The organism is Actinokineospora sp. UTMC 2448 (assembly GCF_024760565.1).
In the GTDB taxonomy this organism is placed as follows: domain Bacteria; phylum Actinomycetota; class Actinomycetes; order Mycobacteriales; family Pseudonocardiaceae; genus Actinokineospora; species Actinokineospora fastidiosa.
Window position 1 is genome coordinate 6,783,893 of record NZ_CP031087.1, and the last position, 19,676, is coordinate 6,803,568.

Genomic DNA, 19,676 nt, shown 5'->3' on the forward strand with positions numbered 1-19,676 from the left:
TCGTTCGGATCGGCGTTTACGGGGTCCAGCGGATATTGCGGAGTTCGACGCAACCCGAACCCTCAGTGTAGATCATGAAGGGCACATCGACGTGCTCGAGGTCCGAGCCTATCCGGCGCAGCTCGGCCAGCGGCACCCGCAGGGTGGTCCACTCCTCGCCGAGCCGGTCGGTGATGTCCAGGCCCGGCTGGGCCGGGTAGTCGTCGTGGACCGCCAGGTACAGCGGGCGTTCCGGCCGCTCGACGACGCGGATGCCCAGCGAGATCGCCCCGCCCGCCGCGGCGTAGCCGCGCAGGTCGCGCGGCAGGCCGGAGGTGTTCTCGGCGTAGACGAACGCCGGGAACCCCTTGAACCGCAGGCGCAGCTCGCCGCCGAGCGGGTCGGCGCGCACGATCAGCTCGTCGGTGGGCGCGGCGAAGTCGATGTCGACCCGGGACCAGGTGTTGTGCCCGCCGATGCGGAAGCGCAGCCCCGCGGCGGGCCTGCCGCCGGTGAGGATCGGCAGCGGGACGGCCTCGGCGGCCGCGGGCGGCGCGACGCGGGGCGGGTCCAGCGGCAGCGGGCCGGGGCCGAGGTCGGCGAGGGTGAGCCCGTAGCCGACCTCGAACAGCGGCGCGTCGTCGCCCTCGGGCTCGGTCTCCTCCGGCGGGACCGCGTAATCCGGGATGTGCGGCGGGATCCGGTTCACCGCGGAGGTGAACCGCCCGCGCGGCCAGGAGCTGGGCAGCCGCCCGGTGAAGTCGTGGGCGCCGAAGAGGACGTCGGCGATCCCGCCGCCGTGCGGGCCGGGCAGCCAGGCGACGGCGAAGGCGTCGGAGAGGTTGATCTCCTCGGTGACGTACAGCGGCCGCCCGGTGAGGAACACCGTCACGATCGGCACGCCCGCGTGCCGCAGCTTGCGCAGGATCTCCAGGTCGCGGGCGTAGGAGAGCTTGAGGTCGGCGTAGCCGAGGCTGCGCCACGGTTTGAGCGTGCCGCGCATCTCGGCGTAGGAGTCCTCGCCGAGCACGACGACGGCGACGTCGTAGACGGTCGGGTCGACGCGGATCAGCTCGGGGTCGACGACGACGTCCGCGGCGGCCTCGGCCAGCGCCTCGGCGACGGTCGCGCCGCCGGGCAGGTCGGCGGGCACGATGTCGTCGCCCTGCCAGGTCAGCGTCCAGCCGCCGGTCTGCTTGCTGATGTCGTTGACGCCGCTGCCGGTGGCCAGCACCCGCGCGGAGCGGCGGATCGGCAGCACGCCCGCGGTGTTCTTGAGCAGCACCACCGAGCGCCGCGCGGCCTCGCGGGACAGCTCGTGGTGCCCGCCGACCGTGCCGACGGGCCGCTCGGTGGGCCGCGGCCGGGTCCAGAGCCCGGCGCGCAGCTTGACCCTCAGCACCCGCGCGACGGCGTCATCGATACGCGACATCGGGATGATCCCGGACCGGACCTGCTCGATCGCGGTGTGGTAGACCGACTGCCACGCCGCGCGGCCCGCGATCATGAGCACGTCGAGGCCCGCGTTGATCGCGTAGCCTGCGTCGCCGGGCGCGCAGTTGGCGACCTCGGAGTGCGCGTCCCAGTCGCTGATCACGATGCCGTCGAAGCCGATCGCGTCCTTGAGCACGTCGGTGATCAGGTACCTCGACCCGTGCACCTTGTGGTTGTACGGCTCCCCTCGACCGGGCGAGTGGTCGTAGTTGGCGGGGTTCTCCCAGCTGGAGAACGACGCCATGACGCACTGCGCGCCCGCCTCGATCGCGGAGTAGAAGCCCGCAGCGTGGATGTTGCGGACGTGGTCCTCCGGGCAGCGGGCGGTGCCGCGGTCGGCCCCGTCGGCGGTGCCGCCGTCGGCGACCCAGTGCTTGACGGTGGCGATCACGCCGCGCCCGGTGCGCAGCGCCTCCGCGCCGCCCTGCAGGCCCTCGACCATCGCCGCGGCGTAGGCGTGCACGAGTTCGGGGTCCTCGGAGTAGCCCTCGTAGTAGCGGCCCCAGCGCCGGTCGCGCGGGGTCGTCACGGTCGGGGCGAACGTCCAGTCCATGCCGGTGGCCAGGATCTCCCGGGCGCTGGCCCGGCCGATGCGGCGCACCAGGTCCGGGTCGCCCGCCGCGCCGAGGCCGATGTTGTGCGGGAAGACCGTGGCGCCGTAGACGTTGTTGTGCCCGTGGACGGCGTCGGTGGCCCACATGAACGGGATGCGGAAGGGCCGGTCCCGGTAGGCCTCCTCGGCGGCGGCCCAGAAGGTGTCCACGGTCTCGACCCAGGCCGCGACGCCCGCGTGCCGGTCGCCGCCGGGCCAGATGCCCGCGCCGTTGAGCGCCGAGCCGATCTTGTAGTCGGTGACGTCCTGCGGGGTGAGCTGGGCCAGCTCGGGCTGGATCATCTGCCCGAGCTTCTCCTCCAGGGTCATCCGGGTGACGAGCCGGGCGACCCGCGCCTCGACGGCCGGGTCCGGCGCGATCGCCGAGCGCAGCCGGGGCCAGGTCGGGTGGTAGGTCAGGCGACCGCGTCCGGTGGTGGGCACGAGGGGTGTCATGGCTCCGTCCAGAATGCCTCGGTGGTGCGCTCCAGCACCCGCCGCTGGAACGCCGCCGGGACGACCGGCCGGGTCTGGCCGGGGGCGAACAGCGACACCTGGGTGCGGTGCTCGGCCAGCGCCGCCCGCTTGGCCGCTCGGTGCTCGGTGATGTCGAACTCGACCAGCCGCTCGCCATCGGGCGCCCGGCGCTCGGTCGGCTGCCTGCTGGTGAAGGCGAACTCGGCCTCGGTGCGCTCGTCCCACACGACGTACTTCCGGAGCTTCGGCGTCTGGCCCAGCTCCTTGAGGCAGCCCACCGCGATCTCGCCGGTCAGGCGGTGGTCGCCGTGCAGTTCGTGCACCTCGTGCGGCAGGAACACCTCGGCTGGCCGCAGTTCGGCGAAGAGGGCGAGCAGTTGCGCGCGCAACGCGGGCAGCGTCTCCGACAGGCGGGTGTCGCCGTGGCCGAGGAACCGCACGTCGGTCACGCCGAGCACGGCGGCAGCCGAGCGGGCCTCGTCTCGGCGGATCCCGGTCAGCTCCGCCGGGGTCGGGTCGTCGTGGATGCCGAGCACGGCCGCGTGGGACTGCGCGCCGTCGGTCACGACCACGACGACGACGTCGGCCCCCGCCGCGGTGCGCGCGGCGATGGTGCCGCCGCAGGCGATGACGTCGTCGTCGGGGTGCGGCGAGAGCACCACCACGTCAGCGGGAGGGCGCGGCATCGGTGCCCTCCTCCACCAGCCCGCGCTCGCGGATGATGTCGTTGATGTCGTGGAAGTGGTTGCCCACCACCAGATCCGTGATCGGCGAGTCGTACTTCGCCGCGAAGTAGCGGTAGTTCCCGGCGGCGCTGGCCATGTTGTCCGCGTAGCTCTTGGGGTGCGGAACGTGGATCGCGCACGCCTCGCGGGCCAGGACGAACCGCGTGCCCGCCCGGTGCAGGCGGTAGGACAGGTCGACGTCCTCCACGCCCCACGACCGGTACGCCTCATCGAACCCGCCCACGGCGCGGATCGCCGCGGTGGGGGCCGAGGCGTTGCAGGTCCAGAACATCAGCCAGGGCGCGGGCAGGTCGCCGAAGTCGTCGCCGTACTTGGCGTAGAACTCCTCGCGGATGTCCAGCCAGCGCCGCTGCGCGCGCAGCTCGTCCATTGTGGAGTCCGGATCGGCGAAGTCGATGGCGGCGGTGATCTCCGCGCCGTCCTCGTTGTCCTCGTTGAAGCACAGCACGTAGCCGCTGACCGCGACCGCGCCCCCGGCGTGGGCGGCCAGGTGGGCGGCCAGCGCGCCGGAGTGCAGCACGACCCCGGAGTCGACGAACACGGTGATCTCCCCGCGCGCCCGCTCGACCCCGGCGTTGCGCGCCTTGGCGACGCGGTAGCCCTCGTCCTCCTGGAACACGTACGTCAGGTCGAGCCGGTCGCGGTAGCCGCGCACCACGTCGGCGGTGTCGTCGGTGGAGCCGTCGTCGACGACGATCACCTCGAACCGTTCGGCGAGACGTTGTCTGGCCAGCGAGTCCAGCGTGTGCCGAAGCAGCCCCGACCGGTTGTAGGTGGGGACGACGACGGTCGCGGCGACCGGCCGGACATCTGACATACCGCGCACTCCGATCAGCAGGGCGGCGAGCGCGGACAGCCCCGCGCACACCCAGAACACATTGGGGTAACCGAGGAACTGGCCCGCGACGCCGGTCACGCTGCCGCCGAGCAGGCCGCCCGCCTTGAACCCCGAGGCGTACAGCGCCGAGGCCGCGCCGATCCGGTCGGGCATCTCGTCCTGCAGCATGACCACCGGCAGGCTGAGCACGCCCGCGGTCCACAGCGCGTTGGGGATCTGGAGCAGCAGCAGCGCGGGCAGGCTGGTGGCCAGCGGCAGCACGGCGAAGAACACCACCGCGGTCACCGTGCTGGCCAGGACGATCCTGGCCTTGCCGAGCCGGTCGGCGTGCGCGCCGATCAGCAGCGTCGCCGGGATCTCGATGACGGCCGCCAGCCCGACGAGCAGGCCGGGCACCCCGGTGCCCATGCCCAGGTCCTTGGTGACGAACAGGGCGATGGTGATCTGGTAGGCGGTGTTGACCGTCAGCATGAGCACGAGCGCGCCCAGCAGCAGGTACGTCCGCGCGCCCAGGCCCGCGTAGGTGGCGCGCTGGGCAGGCTCGCGGACCTTGGGCAGGTCGGGCATGCCCCACCGGGACAGCGCGGCCCCGACGAGGTACAGCCCGCCCGCCGCCGCGTACAGCGTGGCGAAGTCGAACTCGGCGATGACGAGGAACGCCAGCGGCGGCCCGACGATCCAGGCCAGCGTCGTCACCGAGCGCAGCGCGGAGGTGAACATCGTCGGGCCGACGCCGCGGTGCTCGGCGAACTCGCGGGTGTAGGCGAACAGCTGGGCGAAGGTGGCCCCGCCGATGCCGAAGAAGACCGCGCCCGCGATCAGCAGCACGGTGTAGTCGCGCAGCAGCATGTAGGAGAACGCGCCCACGGCGGACAGCAGCGCGCAGACCGCGATGAGCGCGCGCCTGCTGCGCAGGCGGTCGGACAGGCCGCCGACGTAGAGGTCCGTGCCGATCTCGGCGGCCGCGCGCCCGGCGAAGAACAGGCCGATCATCAGCGGCGTGGCCAGCACGGCCTCGGCGAGGAACAGGCTGGTGGTGGTGACGACGAACGCGCCGCCGACGCCGATCGCCGCGGTGGCCCCGACCAGCCGGACCAGCGGGCCGTCGGTGATCACCGCCGGGCCTCGACGCGCGGGTGCTGGCGGTAGGGCAGCCAGGCGTCGAGCACCCGCTCCCGGGGGACCAGCGCGGCGGCCGCGTGGTCGGCCGGGGTGATCTGGGCGTCGGCGAGCAGCGCGTCCCGGACGCCCTCGGGCAGCCCGGCCAGGACCCGGCGGCGCACGTCGGCGACGTCGACGGCGGAGTCGTGCGCGGCAGGCCGGGGGCTCGGCCAGACGAGGTTGTGCGGGGAGACCGCGCTGGCCATGGCGGTCCAGTAGTCGGCGAAGTCGGTGGCCGGGTCGGGCAGGGCGCCGCTGAGCAGGCGGAACCGGACGGTCTCCAGCCAGCAGTCCAGGTATCGCCTCCGGTGCAGCGCGCCCATGTGCTCCGCGCACCAGCGGGAGCGCTCGCGGACGTCCGGCAGGGGCGCCGTGCCCGCCCAGACGGCGAGCACCCAGCCCGCGATGGCCTCGAAGTACGGGCACGCGGTGCCGAACGCCTCGGTGTCCACCGGGGTGTTGATCACCGCGAGGGTGGGGTCGATCCGGTGGAGGTGGTGTTCGTAGAGGTCCTCGCGCCGCAGGCCGTCGATGAAGCCGTAGTCGGGCATCTGGTAGCCCAGGCACAGGATCACGGTGTCGTAGCGCTCGACGCGCCCGTCGGCGAACTCGACCGCGCCGTCGGCGGTGAACGCGGCGAACGCCGGTCGCGCGCGGACGGCGCCCTGGTCGACCAGCGGGATGATCTTCTCGTTGACGTGGACCGCGCCGTGGAAGCCGTCGTCGGGCAGCAGTCCGGTGGCCCGGTAGGTGCGCATGTAGGCGGGCATCAGCTCTTCCAGCCACGCCAGGTACTCCCCGTAGGGCATGTCCTCCACGGCGACCCGACCCGCGTAGGAGAACAGCGCGTCGTTGTAGAACTCGCCGCAGTAGCGCGGGAGGAACAGCTGCTTGCGCCGGACCGACCAGTCGACCGACGCCGCGACGCCGGTCAGCTCCCCGGCGATGTCGGCCCCGCTGACCCCGCCGCCCACGACCAGGACCCGCTGGCCGCGGAACGGCTCGGGGCGCCGGTAGTCCTTGGCGGTCAGCGTCCCCGGCGGCGTCCCCGGGGGCAGCCGGGGCCGCCACAGTTCGCCCGTGGCGACCATGACGGCGTCGAAGTCCTCGTCCCCGACCCGCCAGCGGCCGTCCACTTTCGCCACGCGGGTGACCTCGCTGCCGAACCGGGTCACTGGGAGCACGCCGAAGTGCTCGGCGTACTCGCGCAGGTAGCCGTGCACCTCGGCCAGCGAGGGGAAGTCGGTCGGGGTCGCGGGCGGGAAGTCGGAGTACGGGAACGCCAGCCGCGAGGTCTGCATGCGCACCGAGTCGTACGCCCCGCCCGCCGCCGGGTTCCAGATGCCGCCGACGTCGGCGTGCTTCTCGTGCACGACGACGTCGTGCCCCGCGGCCAGCGCCTGCTTCGCGCTGGTCAGTCCCGCCGGGCCCGCGCCGATCACCGCTATCCGCATGGCTCCCGCCTGAGTGGCCTAGATGAAGGGGTCGAAGTCGTCCACGACCCCGGCGTCGCCGAGGTCGGCGACGGCGAGGTTCGTGGGGTGCCGGGCGCAGACGAACCGGCAGTCCGCGCTGGGGTCGATCACCGTGGTGTCGGCCGCCGCCCACATCCGGTCGAACGGCTGGTCGGCGAGGTCGCCGATCCGGCCGCGCTCGTTGCCCCGGTGGTACGGGCAGACGTACACGCCGTTCGGGGTGATCGTCGTGCGCAGCTCGGCGGTCGCGCAGGTCCGGTATCCCTTGGGCTGCACCGGGTCGTCGCCAGCGCGGACGGCGGCCCAGTTGGAGGAGCCGAGCAGGCGGAAGGAGTCGTCCTCCAGGTCGCGCAGCTTCTCCAGCTGCCGCTCGACCAGCTCGATGTCCTCGGCGCGCTGGTTGACCGTGAAGTGGTCGGCGTCCAGCATCGCCTTCATCTCGAAGTAGTCGCAGCCGATGTCCTTGGCCAGCGCGCCCGCCTCGTACACCTCGTCGTAGTTGGTGTCGGTGACGCTGCCGTCCTCAGCGAAGCGCTGCATCAGCAGGAACGAGTACCCCAGCCTGCCCGCCTTGCGCTCGGCGAGCCTGCGCATGTTGTCGATCACCAGCGGGAACACGCTGGTCCTGCGCCTGCTCGGGCGGAACCGGTCGTACGTCGGCGCGGTCGCGGCGTCGAGGGAGACCCGCACCCAGGACACCATCCCGGCGATCTCGTCGAGGTAGCGGCCGATCAGCGTGCCGTTGGTGACGAGGCCGAGCTGGACGCCGCCGTCGTGCAGGGTCCGGATCACGGCGCCGATCGCGCGGTGCATCAGCGGCTCGCCGCCGCCGATGAGGATCACCGCCCTGACCCCGGCCGCGACGAGCTCGCCCGCCAGCGCGGTGATCCGGTCGCCCCGGAACTGCCCGGTGTGCAGCACGCCGGAGCTGATGCACTCCGGGCAGGCCAGGTCGCACAGGGTCGTGGGGTCGAGGTCGACCACCAGCGGCGCGGCCAGCCGCCCGCCGTCCGCGACCACGCGCACGGACGGGTGGATGGACCGCTGGTAGAGCTTGCCCACCAAGTCGAGGCTCTTGTCGACGTGCGCCGTGCCGATGCGGCGCGGGGCGGGTAACGGGACGGGTGCCAACTGCCTGGTCCTTCCGGTTCCGCCGGGTCAGGCCCGCACGCCGTTCGCGCGGATCACCTCGGCGTAGAAGTCGGCGCTGGCCTTGCGGGTCCGGCGCTGGGTCTCGTAGTCGACGTGGACGATCCCGAAGCGCATGCCGTAGCCCTCGGCCCACTCGAAGTTGTCCATCAGCGACCAGAGGAAGTAGCCGCGCACGTCGACACCGCGCTGCAGCGCGGTGTGCACGGCGGCGAAGTGGTCGCGGAGGAAGGCGACCCGGTCGTCGTCCTGGACGAAGCCGTTCTCGTCGGCCTTGTCGTCGTAGGCCGCGCCGTTCTCGGTGATGTAGATCGGCAGCCCGGGGTACTCCTTGCCGATCCGCTCCAGGGTGCGCAGCAGCCCGTCCGGCGCGACGTCCCACCCGATGTGTGTGGTGCGCTCGTTGTAGCGGTGGAACCGCACGTCCTCCGCGCCCGGCCACGACGTGGGCTCGCCGTCGGCCGTGCCCGCGCTGACCTGGTAGACGCTGTAGTAGTTGACGCCGACGAAGTCGATCGGCTCGCCGATGATCTCCTCGTCGCCGGGCCGGATGTGCTCGGTGCCGCACACCGCCGCGAAGTGCGCGCGGACGTCGTCGGGGTAGCCGCCCTTCATCACCGGCTCCAGGAACAGCCGGTTCTGCAGCAGGTCGATGCGGGCAGCGGCGTCGGCGTCGGCGGGCGAGTCCGTCAGCGGGTCGACGGGGTAGAAGTTGGGCGCCAGGCCGACCTGGGCGGGGTGCGGGCCGGTCTTGAGCCGCTGGTTGGCCAGGCCGTGCGCGAGCAGCAGGTGGTGCGCGGCGCGCAGCGACGCGGGCGGGTCCTGCACGCCGGGGGCGTGGATCCCGCTGCTGTAGCCCAGGAACGCCGCGCACCAGGGCTCGTTGACCGTCACCCAGGTCTGCACGAGGTCGCCGAGGGCCTGCTTGGCGAGCTCGGCGTATTCGGCGAAGCGGTAGGCGGTGTTGCGGTTGAGCCAGCCGCCCTCTTCCTCGAGGGCCTGCGGCAGGTCCCAGTGGTAGAGCGTGGCGACGGGCTCGATCCCGTTCTCGTGCAGGCATTCCAGGAGCCTGCGGTAGAAGGAGACCGCCTCGGGGTTGGCCGGGCCCCGGCCGTCGGGCTGGAACCTGGCCCAGGACAACGAGAAGCGGTAGGCGCGCAGGCCGAGGTCGGCCATCAGCGCGACGTCCTCCGGGAAGCGCTTGTAGTGCTCGACGGCGATGTCGCCGGTCTCCCCGCCCGCGACCTTGCCCGGGGTGCGGGCGAAGGTGTCCCAGATGGAGGGCTTGCGTCCGCCCTCGGCGACGGCGCCTTCGATCTGGTAGGCCGAGGTGGCCGCGCCCCAGCGGAAGTCGGCCGGGAAGCCGAGCAGGTCGGCGCCATCGTGGTCGGTCATGGGAAGTTCGCACCTTTCGCCCGGACGGGAGGCGCTTCTGGGAGCGCTCTCACAGATCTTGACAGGGAATGTCAGCGACCGTCAATGGCTCAACCACCATAAGGACGCGAAGTTGCCTGGTGACCCGCTCGCGTTCACCCGAACGCAGTGCTGAGCTGCCACCCAATTTGGGAGCGCTCCCAGCACGTTGTGACATGCTGTTCCGGTTTCGCTGGGTTTCGTCCGACCATTGGCGCCGCGCCGGACGCCGGTGTGGCGAGGAACACCCCCGTCCGATCGCCGCTGTCCGCTCGGCCGATCGGACCCGCCGTCACGTTCGGGCGGGAACCGGACGGCCGAGGACCTCGCCGCGCACGGGCGTCGCCGCGGCGGCCGCGATCGGCATGGCGGCGGCGAGGGCCAGCGCCCACGGCCAGGGCAGGGCGGTGACGACGACGGCGAACACCGGCACGACCGCCAGCCCGACCACGCCCTGCCCGGTGTTCTGCACGCCGATCGCGCGACCGGCCCAGGAGGGCCCGGCCAGCTCGGCGGACGCGGTGAAGCCGAGCCCGTTGTCCATCACGGACACGACGAGCGTCGCCGTGAGCCCGACCAGCGCCAGCCAGCCCGCGACGGCGTCGCCGAGGGCCCAGACGAGCAGCGACAGCGCGGCGAGCGCCGCGATCGCGCGCATCGGGCGCATCCGGCTGCCCGCCCGGTCCGACCAGATCCCCGCCACGATCCGCGCCCCGGCCCCGATGATGTTGACCACCGCGATCACCGCCCCCGCGGCGACCGGGTCCCACCCCTGCTCGGATTCCAGGTACTGCAAGGCGAACGTGCTCGCGATGAACTGCGGCCCCACGAGCAGCGCGCTGGCGGCGTGCACCCGCCACAGCCGCGCCTGCCGGTAGGGCGAGCCGGTCGCGCCGACCTCGCGCGTGCCGCTCCTGGGCGGGTTCCGCAGCAGCGCGGCGACCGCGATGCCCGCGAGCAGGCACAGCGCCGAGGGGACGACGAGCGCGACCCGGTATCCGCCCGCGCCCGCCGCCAGCGGCAGCGACACCGCCGCGATGCCGACGCCGATGGGCGTGCACGTCTGCCGGATCCCCATCGCCAGCCCGCGCTCGCGGACGTCGAACCACCCGAGCACAGCCCGCCCGCTGGCCGCGCTGATCGACGCGCTGAACAGCCCGGCGACGGCCAGCGCCACACCCAGCCCGACGAGCCCGGGGACGACCGCGGCCGCGAACCCGGCCGCCGCGCTGCCGAGCATCCCGACGGTCATCACCACGCGCTCCCCGAACCGGTCGGCGAGCGCGCCCCACAGGATCATGGTCAGCAGCATCCCCAGCATCGGCGCGGCGACGAGCAGGCTGGCGCCGGGCAGGGAGATCCGCTCCTCGGCCTGGATCATCGGCAGCAGGAACGGCGGCCCGTAGACGAGCGCGCTCATGGCTGCCTGCGCGGCGACCGCGACACCGAGGATCACCCACCGCTGCGTCATGAAACTTACGCTAGCTAAGCGATCCCGGATTACGGAATGTGATTCCCGTTAGTTGAGATCAGGAGCGGTCGGCCCAGGCGTTCACCGCGAGCCTGCCCGTGGTGCCAAGGTCGATCCCGCCGTCCGGGGCGAGGAGCTGGGCGGGCTCCCCCTCGGCCGGGGCGACCTCCAGGAAGTGGCCCTGGGTGGCGGGAGCGGTCGAGTCGACCGTGTTGCGCCAGAGCACCCGCGCCGTCACGTGGTCGCCGGGCCGCAGGGTCACCGGCTCCGGCGGGACGTCGTAGGCGTCCGGCGCGCTCACCGGGGCCGAGCCGGTGCCGACGGTGACGTCGAGCGGCCGGTGGTCCGCGTCCAGCACCCGGACCACCGGATAGCCGTTGACGGTGAAGTCGTCGGTCCCGCAGTTGGTCAGCAGGATGCCGAGCGCCCGCAGCCCCATCGCGCTCTCGACCTCGCCCGCGGTGATCTCGACCCCCGACTCGGGACACGCGGCGACCGCGCTGGTCGGCGCGGGTGGCGGCGGCGGAGGGGGCGGGACCGGCGCGGGACTCGCGCAGGCGGCGAGCGCCGCGCTCCCGCCGAGCAGGGCGGCGAGCCGCCGGACCGTCCGTCGGGGAGGCAGGGTGGCCGCTGGGTTCACCGGACCGAGCATTCCACGCGCCCCGCCCTGAGGGCGAACCCGCGAGGTGTGACCGCAAGACCGACTCCACGGCCGACCGCGAGGTCCTGACGCGCGAGGCCCCACAGTTGACCTCAGCGCTTTAGGCGCTCCTCGCCCGCCGGGATGAAACAGCCCAGGCCCGCCGGGTTGCGGCGGACCTGGGCTGGGGACTGGGTCGGGCTAGGCGCTCGTGCTGGGCGACTTGTCCTCGTCCGGCAGCGGGGTGCCGGTGGGCTTCTCGTCGGTCGGGGTGTCGGCGGGCTCCGGGAGGCCGCGCTTCACCGCGCTCAGCAGGAGCTGGGCGACGTCCACGACCTCGACGTGCTCGCCCGCGAGGCCGTCGGCCTGCCGGGCGGTCACGCCGTCGGTCAGCATGACCCGGCAGAACGGGCAGCCGGTGGCGATCTTCGACGGTGCGGTGCCCAGCGCCTCGTCGACGCGCTCGACGTTGATGCGCTTGCCGATGCGCTCCTCCATCCACATGCGGGCGCCACCGGCGCCGCAGCACATGGAGCGGTCGGCGTGCCTGGGCATCTCGCGCAGGTTCGCGCCCGCCGCCCCGACCAGCTCGCGCGGGGCCTCGTACACCTTGTTGTGGCGCCCGAGGTAGCACGGGTCGTGGTAGGTGATGTCCTCGGCGACGGGGGCCACCGGGACCAGGCGGCGCTCGCGGACCAGGCGGTTCAGCAGCTGCGTGTGGTGCACGACCTCGTACTGCCCGCCCAGCGACGGGTACTCGTTGGCCAGCGTGTTGAAGCAGTGGGCGCAGGTGGCCACGATCTTGCGCTTGCCGGGCGCGCGGCCCTCGAACACCGTGTTGATGACCTCGACGTTCTGCTGCGCCAACATCTGGAACAGGAACTCGTTGCCCGCGCGGCGGGCCGGGTCGCCGGTGCAGGTCTCCTCGGGTCCGAGGACCACATAGGACACCCCGGCCACGTGCAGCAGTTCGGCGACGGCGCGGGTGGTCTTCTTGGCGCGGTCCTCGAACGCGCCTGCGCAGCCGACCCAGAACAGGTACTCGACGTCCCCGGCCAGCTCGCCGTCGAACACCGGGACCTCGAAGTCGAGGTCGTCGGTCCATGCCAGGCGGTCCTTGGCGTTCTGGCCCCAGGGGTTGCCCTTGTTCTCCAGGTTCTTGAACATGCCGCCCAGCTCGGACGGGAAGTTCGACTCGATCAGCACCTGGTAGCGGCGCATGTCGACGATGTGGTCGACGTGCTCGATGTCCACCGGGCACTGCTCGACGCACGCGCCGCAGGTGGTGCAGGACCACAGGACCTCGGGGTCGATGACGCCGTTCTCGTCCACCCCGCCGATCAGCGCCCGCTCCGCCTCGGCGATGGCCAGCACGTCGATGCCCGCGTACGGGTTGTCCCCGGTCAGCCCGACCTCGTCACCGGCCATGTCCTTCTTGCCGCCCGCCAGCAGGTACGGCGCCTTGGCGTAGGCGTGGTCGCGCAGCTGGGTGATGACCAGCTTCGGCGACAGCGGCTTGCCGGTGTTCCACGCCGGGCACTGCGACTGGCAGCGGCCGCACTCGGTGCACGTGGTGAAGTCCAGCCAGCCCTTCCAGGAGAAGTCCTCGACCTTGCCAGCGCCGAAGACGTCCTTCTCCGGGTCGGCCTCCTCGAAGTCCAGCGGCTTGCCGCCGGAGGTCATCGGCTTGAGCGCGCCGAGCGCGACGCCGCCGTCGGCCTCGCGCTTGAAGTAGATGTTGAAGAAGGCGCTGAACCGGTGCCAGGCCACGCCCATCGTCATGTACTTGGCGACGACGTAGACCCACACCATCGCGCCCATGAGCTTGATGAAGGCCAGCACCGACACCAGGTCGGGGCTGGCGGGCAGGATCTGGCCGAGCGGGTTGGACACGAACGCCGCCCAGGTCGGCAGCTCGTGCGCGCCCATCGCGGCCTTGGCCGCGCGCACGCCGAGGATGCCGATGCCCTCGAAGATCACCACGAACTCGACGAAGTACGCCTGCCAGAAGTTCGAGCCCTGGAACCGCGACTGCCGGTCCGCCCGGCGCGGGTGGTTGCGCTGGCGGATGACCACCAGCGCGAGACCGCCGATGATCGTGCCCACGCCGAGCAGCTCCATCAGCAGGTGCCACAGGTTCCAGTGGTCGAGGACCGGCCAGCCCCAGGTGGGGACGAAGACCTCGCCGTAGGCCTCGAACAGCGCCGCGGACCCGACGAGGAAGCCCCACATGACCAGCCAGTGCGCCCAGCCGACGTGCCGGAACTTGTTCATCCGCGTGTGCGCGGCGAACTCCTTGATCAGCGTCCGCATCCGCGGCACGAAGGGGCCGTTGCGGGTCGCGTCGGGCTGGCCGAGCCGCACCACGGCGACCATCCGCGCGACGGTGCGCACGAACATGCTCCAGGCCACGAGGCTGACCGCGACCGCGATCAGCCCGAGGGTCAACTGCACCGCGCCCATGGTGGTGACGACCTTCCGTTCGGGTGGGTCCTTCTTACTCGTCAGTAACCGGGTTAGAGAAGCCTAAGACGGCCAAGTGTGGCGCACACCTCCAGGGTATTGGGACGATTGTTCAGCTAAATTGCGCGTATGGCGAACCAATCTTGCTCGCCCCGGCCACACTTCGCCCGGTGACCAGGCCCCGCGCCGACGGCCGCCGGGTCCGCGGCGAGCGCCGCAGGGCCGAGCTGATCGACGCCGCCCTGCGGGTGATCGAGCGCGACGGCGTCTCCGGGGTCACCCACCGCAGCGTCGCCGCCGAGGCGGGCGTACCCACGACCTCGACGACCTACCACTTCGCCAGCCTCGACGACCTGCTCGTGGCCACCCTCACCTCGTCGGCGGAGAACATGGCCGCCGACATCCGCGACTCGATCGAGTCGAGCCGGATCAAGGGCGCGAGCCCGGCGGCCGCGGTCGCGCACATGCTCGCCGAGGCCGTCGGCCCGCGCCGGGGCCGCACGATGGCCGAGTACGAGCTGTACCTGCTGGCCGCCCGCCGCCCCGCGCTGCGCCCGGCCGCGCGACGGTGGCTCGACGTGCTCACCAGCCTGGCCCGCAATCCCGACGAGGTCGGCTTCCGCGCGTTCCTCTCCGGCGTCGACGGCCTGCTCCTGCAGGGCCTGATCGACGACGAGCCGCCGACCGCGGCCGAACTGCTGCCCGTCGTGGAGGCCCTGCTCGCGCCCCTGCGCTGACACCGGCATACGGCGAAAGTCGGGTGCGATGTGCGACTTCGGGCTGACGTGCGATCGGGACCGCGGTCCGTAGCCTCCGGATGGCGGTAGGGGGAACCTCCGGGTCAGGTCGGGGGCGTCCCTGATGTCCGGGGGCCGTCGGCGGCCATAGCGTTCTGCGTGTTCGGTCCGGTTGCGCCACCCGCTCGGGTGGGGCGATGGACTCCGGGGGCGCCGTCGGCGCCTCCGGCGGGGCAGAGGGGGAGCGATGAGGGTGCTGGCGGGGATCACCGCGGCGGGGCTGGCGGCGACGCTGGCCACCGGGTGCGGGCTGGCCACCCGGGAGTTCAGCGAGAGCGCCGACCTCGGGCCGGGCGTCACCACGGTGCGCCTGGCCCAGGACGCGGGGGACGTGACCATCCGGGTCGGCGCGACGTCGTCGGTGCGCCGCACGGTGCACTACCTCGACGAGAAGCCCGGTGCGACGCACCGGGTCGAGGGCGACGCGCTGATCCTGGAGGGCTGCGGGCAGAACAACTGCTGGATCGACTACGAGGTGGTCGTCCCGCAGGGGTACCGGCTCGCGGGGGACGTCGCGTCGGGGGACGTGACGGTCGAGGAGGCGGAGTCGGTCGACCTGCGGTCGTCGTCGGGGGACGTGACCGTGCGGGGGGTGTCCGGAGCGGCCTCGGTCGAGGCCAACTCCGGTCGGGTCGACCTGTCCGATGTGGGGGAGAACGCCTCGGTCCTGGTCCAGTCGGGGGACGTGGACCTGCGCGGCGTCGCGGGGGACGCCAGCGTCCGATCGTCGTCGGGGACGGTGACGGTGACCGGGGTGGGGGGAGCGGTGGACGTCGAGGCCACGTCGGGGGACGTGGCCATCGGCGTCGCCGAGCCCGTCGACGTCCGCGCCCACGCCACCAGCGGCCGGGTGGACGTGACTGTGCCGAGGGGGCGGTACCGGGTGAGCGTGGAGGTCGGCAGCGGGGACATCGACTGCGACGTCCAGCACGACGCGGCGGCGACGACCGCCATCGATCTGTCCACCAGCAGTGGCGACGTCACGGTGAGGTACGCATGACCACCAAAGAGCGCGCGGACGCCGCGCGGAACCGCCGACGCATCCTGACCGCGGCCCGCCTCCTGGTGGAGCGCCACGGCGCGGACGCGGTGACCATGGACGACGTCGCCACCGCGGCGGGCGTCGGCAAGGGCACCCTCTTCCGCCGCTTCGGCGACAAGGCGGGCCTGGCGAGATCCCTGCTGGCCGAGGCGGAGCGCAACCTGTACCTGCGGGTCACGACGGGCGAGGCCCCGCTGGGCCCGGGCGCCCCCGCCACCGAGCGCCTGGTCGCGTTCTTCGACGCGTACCTGGCGTTCCTGACGGCGAACCTGGACCTGATGCGGATCGCGGAGACGGCCAAGCCGGGCGCCCGCTACCGGGCCGAGCCGTACCGCTACTGGCACCACCACGTCGCCCGCCTCCTGGTCGAGGCCAGGGCGCCCGCCGACCCGAGGGCACTGGCCCACACCCTGATGGCCGCCGTCGCCGCCGACCTCCACCGCTCGGTCAGCCGCGAGTCCGCCCCGGGCGCCATGCGCAACGCGGTGCTCCACCTGGTCGGCAAGAGCACCGGCTCCGCCGCGATCCCGGCGCCGAGGTAGGTCCAGCCCGGTCACTCGGGGCGTCCTGACTGGGCGGTAGGCCCGGCCGGTTGCCCGGTGCGGGTCAGCCGGGGACGGTGTCGAGGGGCAGGGCCAGTTGCGCCTCGGGCGACTCCGGGCCGGACCGGCCGCGGTGGCCGTTGAGGCAGAGGCCGCAGTCGACGCGGTCGGTGGTCGGTGTGTAGACGCGCCACCACGGCCTGCCGACGGCGAAGTAGCCCGTGTGGCAGTCCGGCGCGGGGATCTCCACGCCGCGCTCGTCGGGCAGGAAGGACACCCGGTGGACGGTGCGGTTGCGGCCGATGCGCAGCGCGCGGCCGCGGAACTGGCCCGCCGCCCACTGCTCGCCGGGCACGCCCGCGGGCGGTGGGGAGTCGGCCTCCGGGGCGGTCTCGCCGAACAGCGGAACAGTCACCACGCCGCCTTCCCTCGCCGGACGTCCGTCACCCCATCGTGGCAGGTACCCCCGACGAACCGGGGTCAACGCGCCTGTGACACCGAACCCGCGCCCGGTCAGTCGCCGGAGCCCACGCAGACGAACGGCCTGCGCAGCGGGTCGACGGCGACGGACTCGGCGAGGGCGAGGGCGGGGGCCGCGCCCCCGGTCAGCGCCCGGTGGTAGTCGGCCATCGCGGCGGCGGCCGAGCGGTCGCCCACCCGGCTCGACGCGGCGATGACCGTGCGCGCGCCGCCCGCCAGCAGCGCGCCCGCGAAGCCGAGCGGCTCGTCGCCGGGGCGGACGCGGTTGAGCGCCAGCTCGCAGGCCGCGAGGACGACGTGGTCGGGCGTGCGCTGGAGCCTGCCCAGCTCGTGGGCGAACAGCGCGCCGTCGACCAGTTCCAGCCGGGAGAACAGGGCGTTCTCCGGCTCGTGCTCGCCGTGGGCGGCGATGTGGGCGAGCGCGGCGCCGTCGAGCATCGACAGGACGCGGTCGACGGTCGCCTCGTCCTCGTCGAGCACCTTCGCGTTCCGGTGCAGGACCGCGAGCCGGTCGATCTCGCCCGGCGCCGCGGTCAGCTCGGGGCCGCGCACCAGCAGCACGCCGCTGCCCTTGTCCGGTCTGCAGGCCGAGAGCCAAGCGGTGGCCGACGGCGCGACCGTGGTCGGACGGCCCGCGCAGGTCGGCAGCACGCCCCACGGCACCACGTGCAGCACGCCCGTGGGCACCACCACCAGGTCGCGGTCGCCGATCAGCCCGCGCAGCGGGCGCAGCAGCGCGTCGTCCAGCCTGACCGCCTCGCGGCGCGCGGACGCGGTGACGACCGCGGCGAGCGGGGCGGGCAGCTGGTCGGGGGCCAGCGCGTTGAGGTCGGCGTGCAGCCTGCGCGCGGACTCGGTGGCCTCGGCCAGCCCGCCGATGCGGACCATCCGCACCCGCCCGCCCGCCAGGACCACGGCCACCAGCGCCCCGTCGGACGCGGCGAAGTCGACCAGGGCGCGGTCGCCGAGGCGGGCCAGCACCTCGTCGGCGGTGGCGACTGGGCGCGGCGTGCCCCACGGCCCCGCCGACCACTCCAGCTGCATCGCCGCCTGCCTGCCCGCGGCGCAGCGGGCGGCCAGGTCGGCGGTCGGCAGGCCGTCGAGGCGGGCGCGCAGCAGCGCCCGGTTCAGCACGCGCAGCTCGGCGATCCGCTCGGCGAACTCGCCGTCCATTGTGGATTCGACCGGGTCGTACCGGTAGAGCTGGGCCCTGGTGCGCTCCAGCCAGGTGAACAGCCGCCGGGCGTTCGCGGGCGAGTCCGCGCCGCTGAGCACCTGCCGGATCGCCAGCTCGCCGAGTTCGCGGCCGTGCGCGGAGGTGCCGGAGAGCAGGTCGAGCCCGCCGAAGCGGTCCCGGATGCGCCCCAGCTCGGCCAGGCCGGTCCTGGCCTGGGCCAGCGCGGCCCGCTGGTCGCCCTGCGCCAGGGCGAGTTCGGCGCGGGTCAGCCGCAGCAGCATCTGGTGGTCGATCGGGCCGAGCCGCCGCCGCGACGGCACCGCGCGCAGCGCCGCGACGGCGTCCCCGGTCTCGCCGCGGCGCACGTGCAGCAGGGCGGCCAGCGTCTGCGCGAACGCGGCGTGGCCGTCGAGCCGGAGCGCGCCCAGCTCGGCCGCCAGCGCCGCCACCTGCCGCACCAGGCCCGCCGGTGGGCGGCCGGGGCGCTGCGCCCGCGCGCGCAGGGTCACCAGCGCCGCGATCGCCGCCCAGCCCGGGCTGCCCCTGCGGACCAGCCTGCGCCGCGCGGCCCCGGCGAGCCGCTGCGCGAGGGCGAGGTCGCCTTCGTGCAGCGCGGCGATGGCCCGGTACAGCTCGGCCTCGGCGATGTCCTGGCCCGCGCGCTGGGCGCGCAGCCCCGGCAGCACCGAGTCGAGCTGCCTGCCCGCCTCCTCGGCCAGGCCCGCGCTGATCAGCGCCTCGGCCTGATCGATGCGCAGCCGCCCGAGCAGGCTCGGCTCGACGTCGGCGAAGATCCTGGCCGCCACCGCGTACCGGCGCAGCGCCCCGGTGATGTCCCCCGCGCGTTGCAGCGCGTTGCCGAGCGCGTGCGTGGCGATGGCGGTGCGCATCGGCATCCCGAAGCGGCTCGCCAGCGCGGCGGCGCGGTCGAGGTCGCGCGCCGCCTCGTCGAAGCGGTGGATCTCGCCGTAGGCGTTGCCCCGGTTGGACAGCGTGACGACGAGCGAGTTGACCACCGCCGGATCGCCGGGGGACGCGGCGAAGCGGCGCTCGTGGTAGGCCACGTCGAGGTCGACGAAGGCGATGCCCTCCTCGATGCGGCCCACCCGGAACAGCAGCACCCCCTGGACGCCGTTGACCAGGCTCTCCAGCTCCTCGCGCAACGGGCCCGGCGGAAGTCCGCCGAGCCCGTCGCGAGCGGTGTTCAGTTGGCGCAGCCCCTCGTCGAGACCGCGGGTCTCGGCCACGCAGAAGGACAGCGTGATCAGCAGGCGGATCCGCACTTCCCGGGCGTCGACCCGGTCCGGCCCCGCGCCCGCGAGGGCGTCCAGGCCCGCGCGCAACAGCCTGACCGCCTCCGGATAGCGGTTGGCCGAGGCCGCGGCCTTGCCCCTGCGGTGCAGATCGCGCGCGACGCCGACCGGGTCGTCGGGTGGCTGTGGCACGCGACCATCAGAGCACAGCGCGGACCGGGCGTCCTACTTCTGCTCGGCGCCGCCGGTCGGCTCCGGGTCGGGCGAGTGCGGCTGGTAAGGACCCCCGGTGGGCACGCGTTCCGGCGAATGCGGTTGGTAGGGCCCGCCGTTGGTCGAGGGATCGTCGCCCTCGAGGATCTTGTCCTCGATGTCGTCGATCTCCTTGACCAGGTCCGGGTCGGTGCCCGTGGTGCGCTCGGTTCCAGCTGACATGGTTTCCTCCCCTGTGACAGCGCCTGGGTTGGCGGTGCTGTCTCAGTGGAGT

General features: G+C 73.3%; 15 protein-coding genes. 3 read left to right on the top strand and 12 right to left on the bottom strand.

Annotation, left to right across the window (positions count from 1 at the left end):
* Window positions 1–16 precede the first annotated feature (16 nt).
* The 9 genes from Actkin_RS31405 to Actkin_RS31445 all read right to left on the bottom strand — a co-directional run bounded on the left by Actkin_RS31405 (window position 17) and on the right by Actkin_RS31445 (window position 13,898).
* Window positions 17–2,521, bottom strand: coding sequence for a glycoside hydrolase family 3 protein (locus Actkin_RS31405; RefSeq protein ID WP_258905253.1), 2,505 nt, complete (start codon window positions 2,519–2,521; stop codon window positions 17–19).
* A complete protein-coding gene (locus tag Actkin_RS31410) occupies window positions 2,518–3,228 on the bottom strand; it encodes a PIG-L deacetylase family protein (protein ID WP_258905254.1) in 711 nt (236 codons plus the stop codon). Before Actkin_RS31410 ends, Actkin_RS31405 begins: the two co-directional genes overlap by 4 nt.
* A complete protein-coding gene (locus Actkin_RS31415) occupies window positions 3,209–5,242 on the bottom strand; it encodes an MFS transporter (RefSeq protein WP_258905256.1) in 2,034 nt (677 codons plus the stop codon). Before Actkin_RS31415 ends, Actkin_RS31410 begins: the two co-directional genes overlap by 20 nt.
* Window positions 5,239–6,741: a flavin-containing monooxygenase gene (locus Actkin_RS31420; protein ID WP_258905257.1), complete on the bottom strand. Its 1,503-nt coding sequence runs from the start codon at window positions 6,739–6,741 to the stop codon at window positions 5,239–5,241. Before Actkin_RS31420 ends, Actkin_RS31415 begins: the two co-directional genes overlap by 4 nt.
* Before the next feature lie 18 nt (window positions 6,742–6,759).
* Window positions 6,760–7,893: a radical SAM protein gene (locus Actkin_RS31425; RefSeq protein ID WP_258905258.1), complete on the bottom strand. Its 1,134-nt coding sequence runs from the start codon at window positions 7,891–7,893 to the stop codon at window positions 6,760–6,762.
* A 27-nt stretch (window positions 7,894–7,920) separates the two neighbouring features.
* On the bottom strand, window positions 7,921–9,306 hold the full coding sequence (locus tag Actkin_RS31430) for a GH1 family beta-glucosidase (RefSeq protein WP_189209203.1): 1,386 nt from the start codon (window positions 9,304–9,306) through the stop codon (window positions 7,921–7,923).
* 310 nt (window positions 9,307–9,616) lie between these two features.
* Window positions 9,617–10,795: an MFS transporter gene (locus Actkin_RS31435; RefSeq protein WP_258905259.1), complete on the bottom strand. Its 1,179-nt coding sequence runs from the start codon at window positions 10,793–10,795 to the stop codon at window positions 9,617–9,619.
* A 58-nt stretch (window positions 10,796–10,853) separates the two neighbouring features.
* A complete protein-coding gene (locus Actkin_RS31440; protein WP_229786614.1) occupies window positions 10,854–11,435 on the bottom strand; it encodes a DUF4232 domain-containing protein in 582 nt (193 codons plus the stop codon).
* Window positions 11,436–11,636: 201 nt separating this feature from the next.
* Complete coding sequence (locus tag Actkin_RS31445) at window positions 11,637–13,898, bottom strand: (Fe-S)-binding protein (protein ID WP_258905260.1); 2,262 nt, start codon at window positions 13,896–13,898, stop codon at window positions 11,637–11,639.
* Window positions 13,899–14,068: 170 nt separating this feature from the next.
* Between Actkin_RS31445 and Actkin_RS31450 the strand changes: the two genes are divergently transcribed.
* The 3 genes from Actkin_RS31450 to Actkin_RS31460 all read left to right on the top strand — a co-directional run bounded on the left by Actkin_RS31450 (window position 14,069) and on the right by Actkin_RS31460 (window position 16,279).
* The gene (locus Actkin_RS31450) at window positions 14,069–14,635 is read left to right on the top strand and encodes a TetR/AcrR family transcriptional regulator (protein WP_189209199.1); all 567 of its coding nucleotides are present in this window, start codon (window positions 14,069–14,071) and stop codon (window positions 14,633–14,635) included.
* Window positions 14,636–14,882: 247 nt separating this feature from the next.
* A complete protein-coding gene (locus Actkin_RS31455) occupies window positions 14,883–15,695 on the top strand; it encodes a DUF4097 family beta strand repeat-containing protein (RefSeq protein ID WP_189209198.1) in 813 nt (270 codons plus the stop codon).
* Entirely contained in the window at window positions 15,692–16,279 is a 588-nt protein-coding gene (locus tag Actkin_RS31460) for a TetR/AcrR family transcriptional regulator (protein ID WP_189209197.1), read from the top strand. Before Actkin_RS31455 ends, Actkin_RS31460 begins: the two co-directional genes overlap by 4 nt.
* A gap of 64 nt (window positions 16,280–16,343) precedes the next feature.
* On the opposite strand, the gene Actkin_RS31465 is transcribed toward Actkin_RS31460, so the two are convergent.
* The 3 genes from Actkin_RS31465 to Actkin_RS31475 form a co-directional block, all read right to left on the bottom strand.
* Window positions 16,344–16,694, bottom strand: coding sequence for a hypothetical protein (locus Actkin_RS31465; protein WP_258905261.1), 351 nt, complete (start codon window positions 16,692–16,694; stop codon window positions 16,344–16,346).
* Between the two features lie 98 nt (window positions 16,695–16,792).
* The gene (locus tag Actkin_RS31470) at window positions 16,793–19,381 is read right to left on the bottom strand and encodes a CHAT domain-containing protein (RefSeq protein ID WP_189209195.1); all 2,589 of its coding nucleotides are present in this window, start codon (window positions 19,379–19,381) and stop codon (window positions 16,793–16,795) included.
* Between the two features lie 33 nt (window positions 19,382–19,414).
* Window positions 19,415–19,624, bottom strand: a complete 210-nt coding sequence (locus Actkin_RS31475) for a hypothetical protein (protein WP_189209194.1) — start codon at window positions 19,622–19,624, stop codon at window positions 19,415–19,417.
* Window positions 19,625–19,676 lie beyond the last annotated feature (52 nt).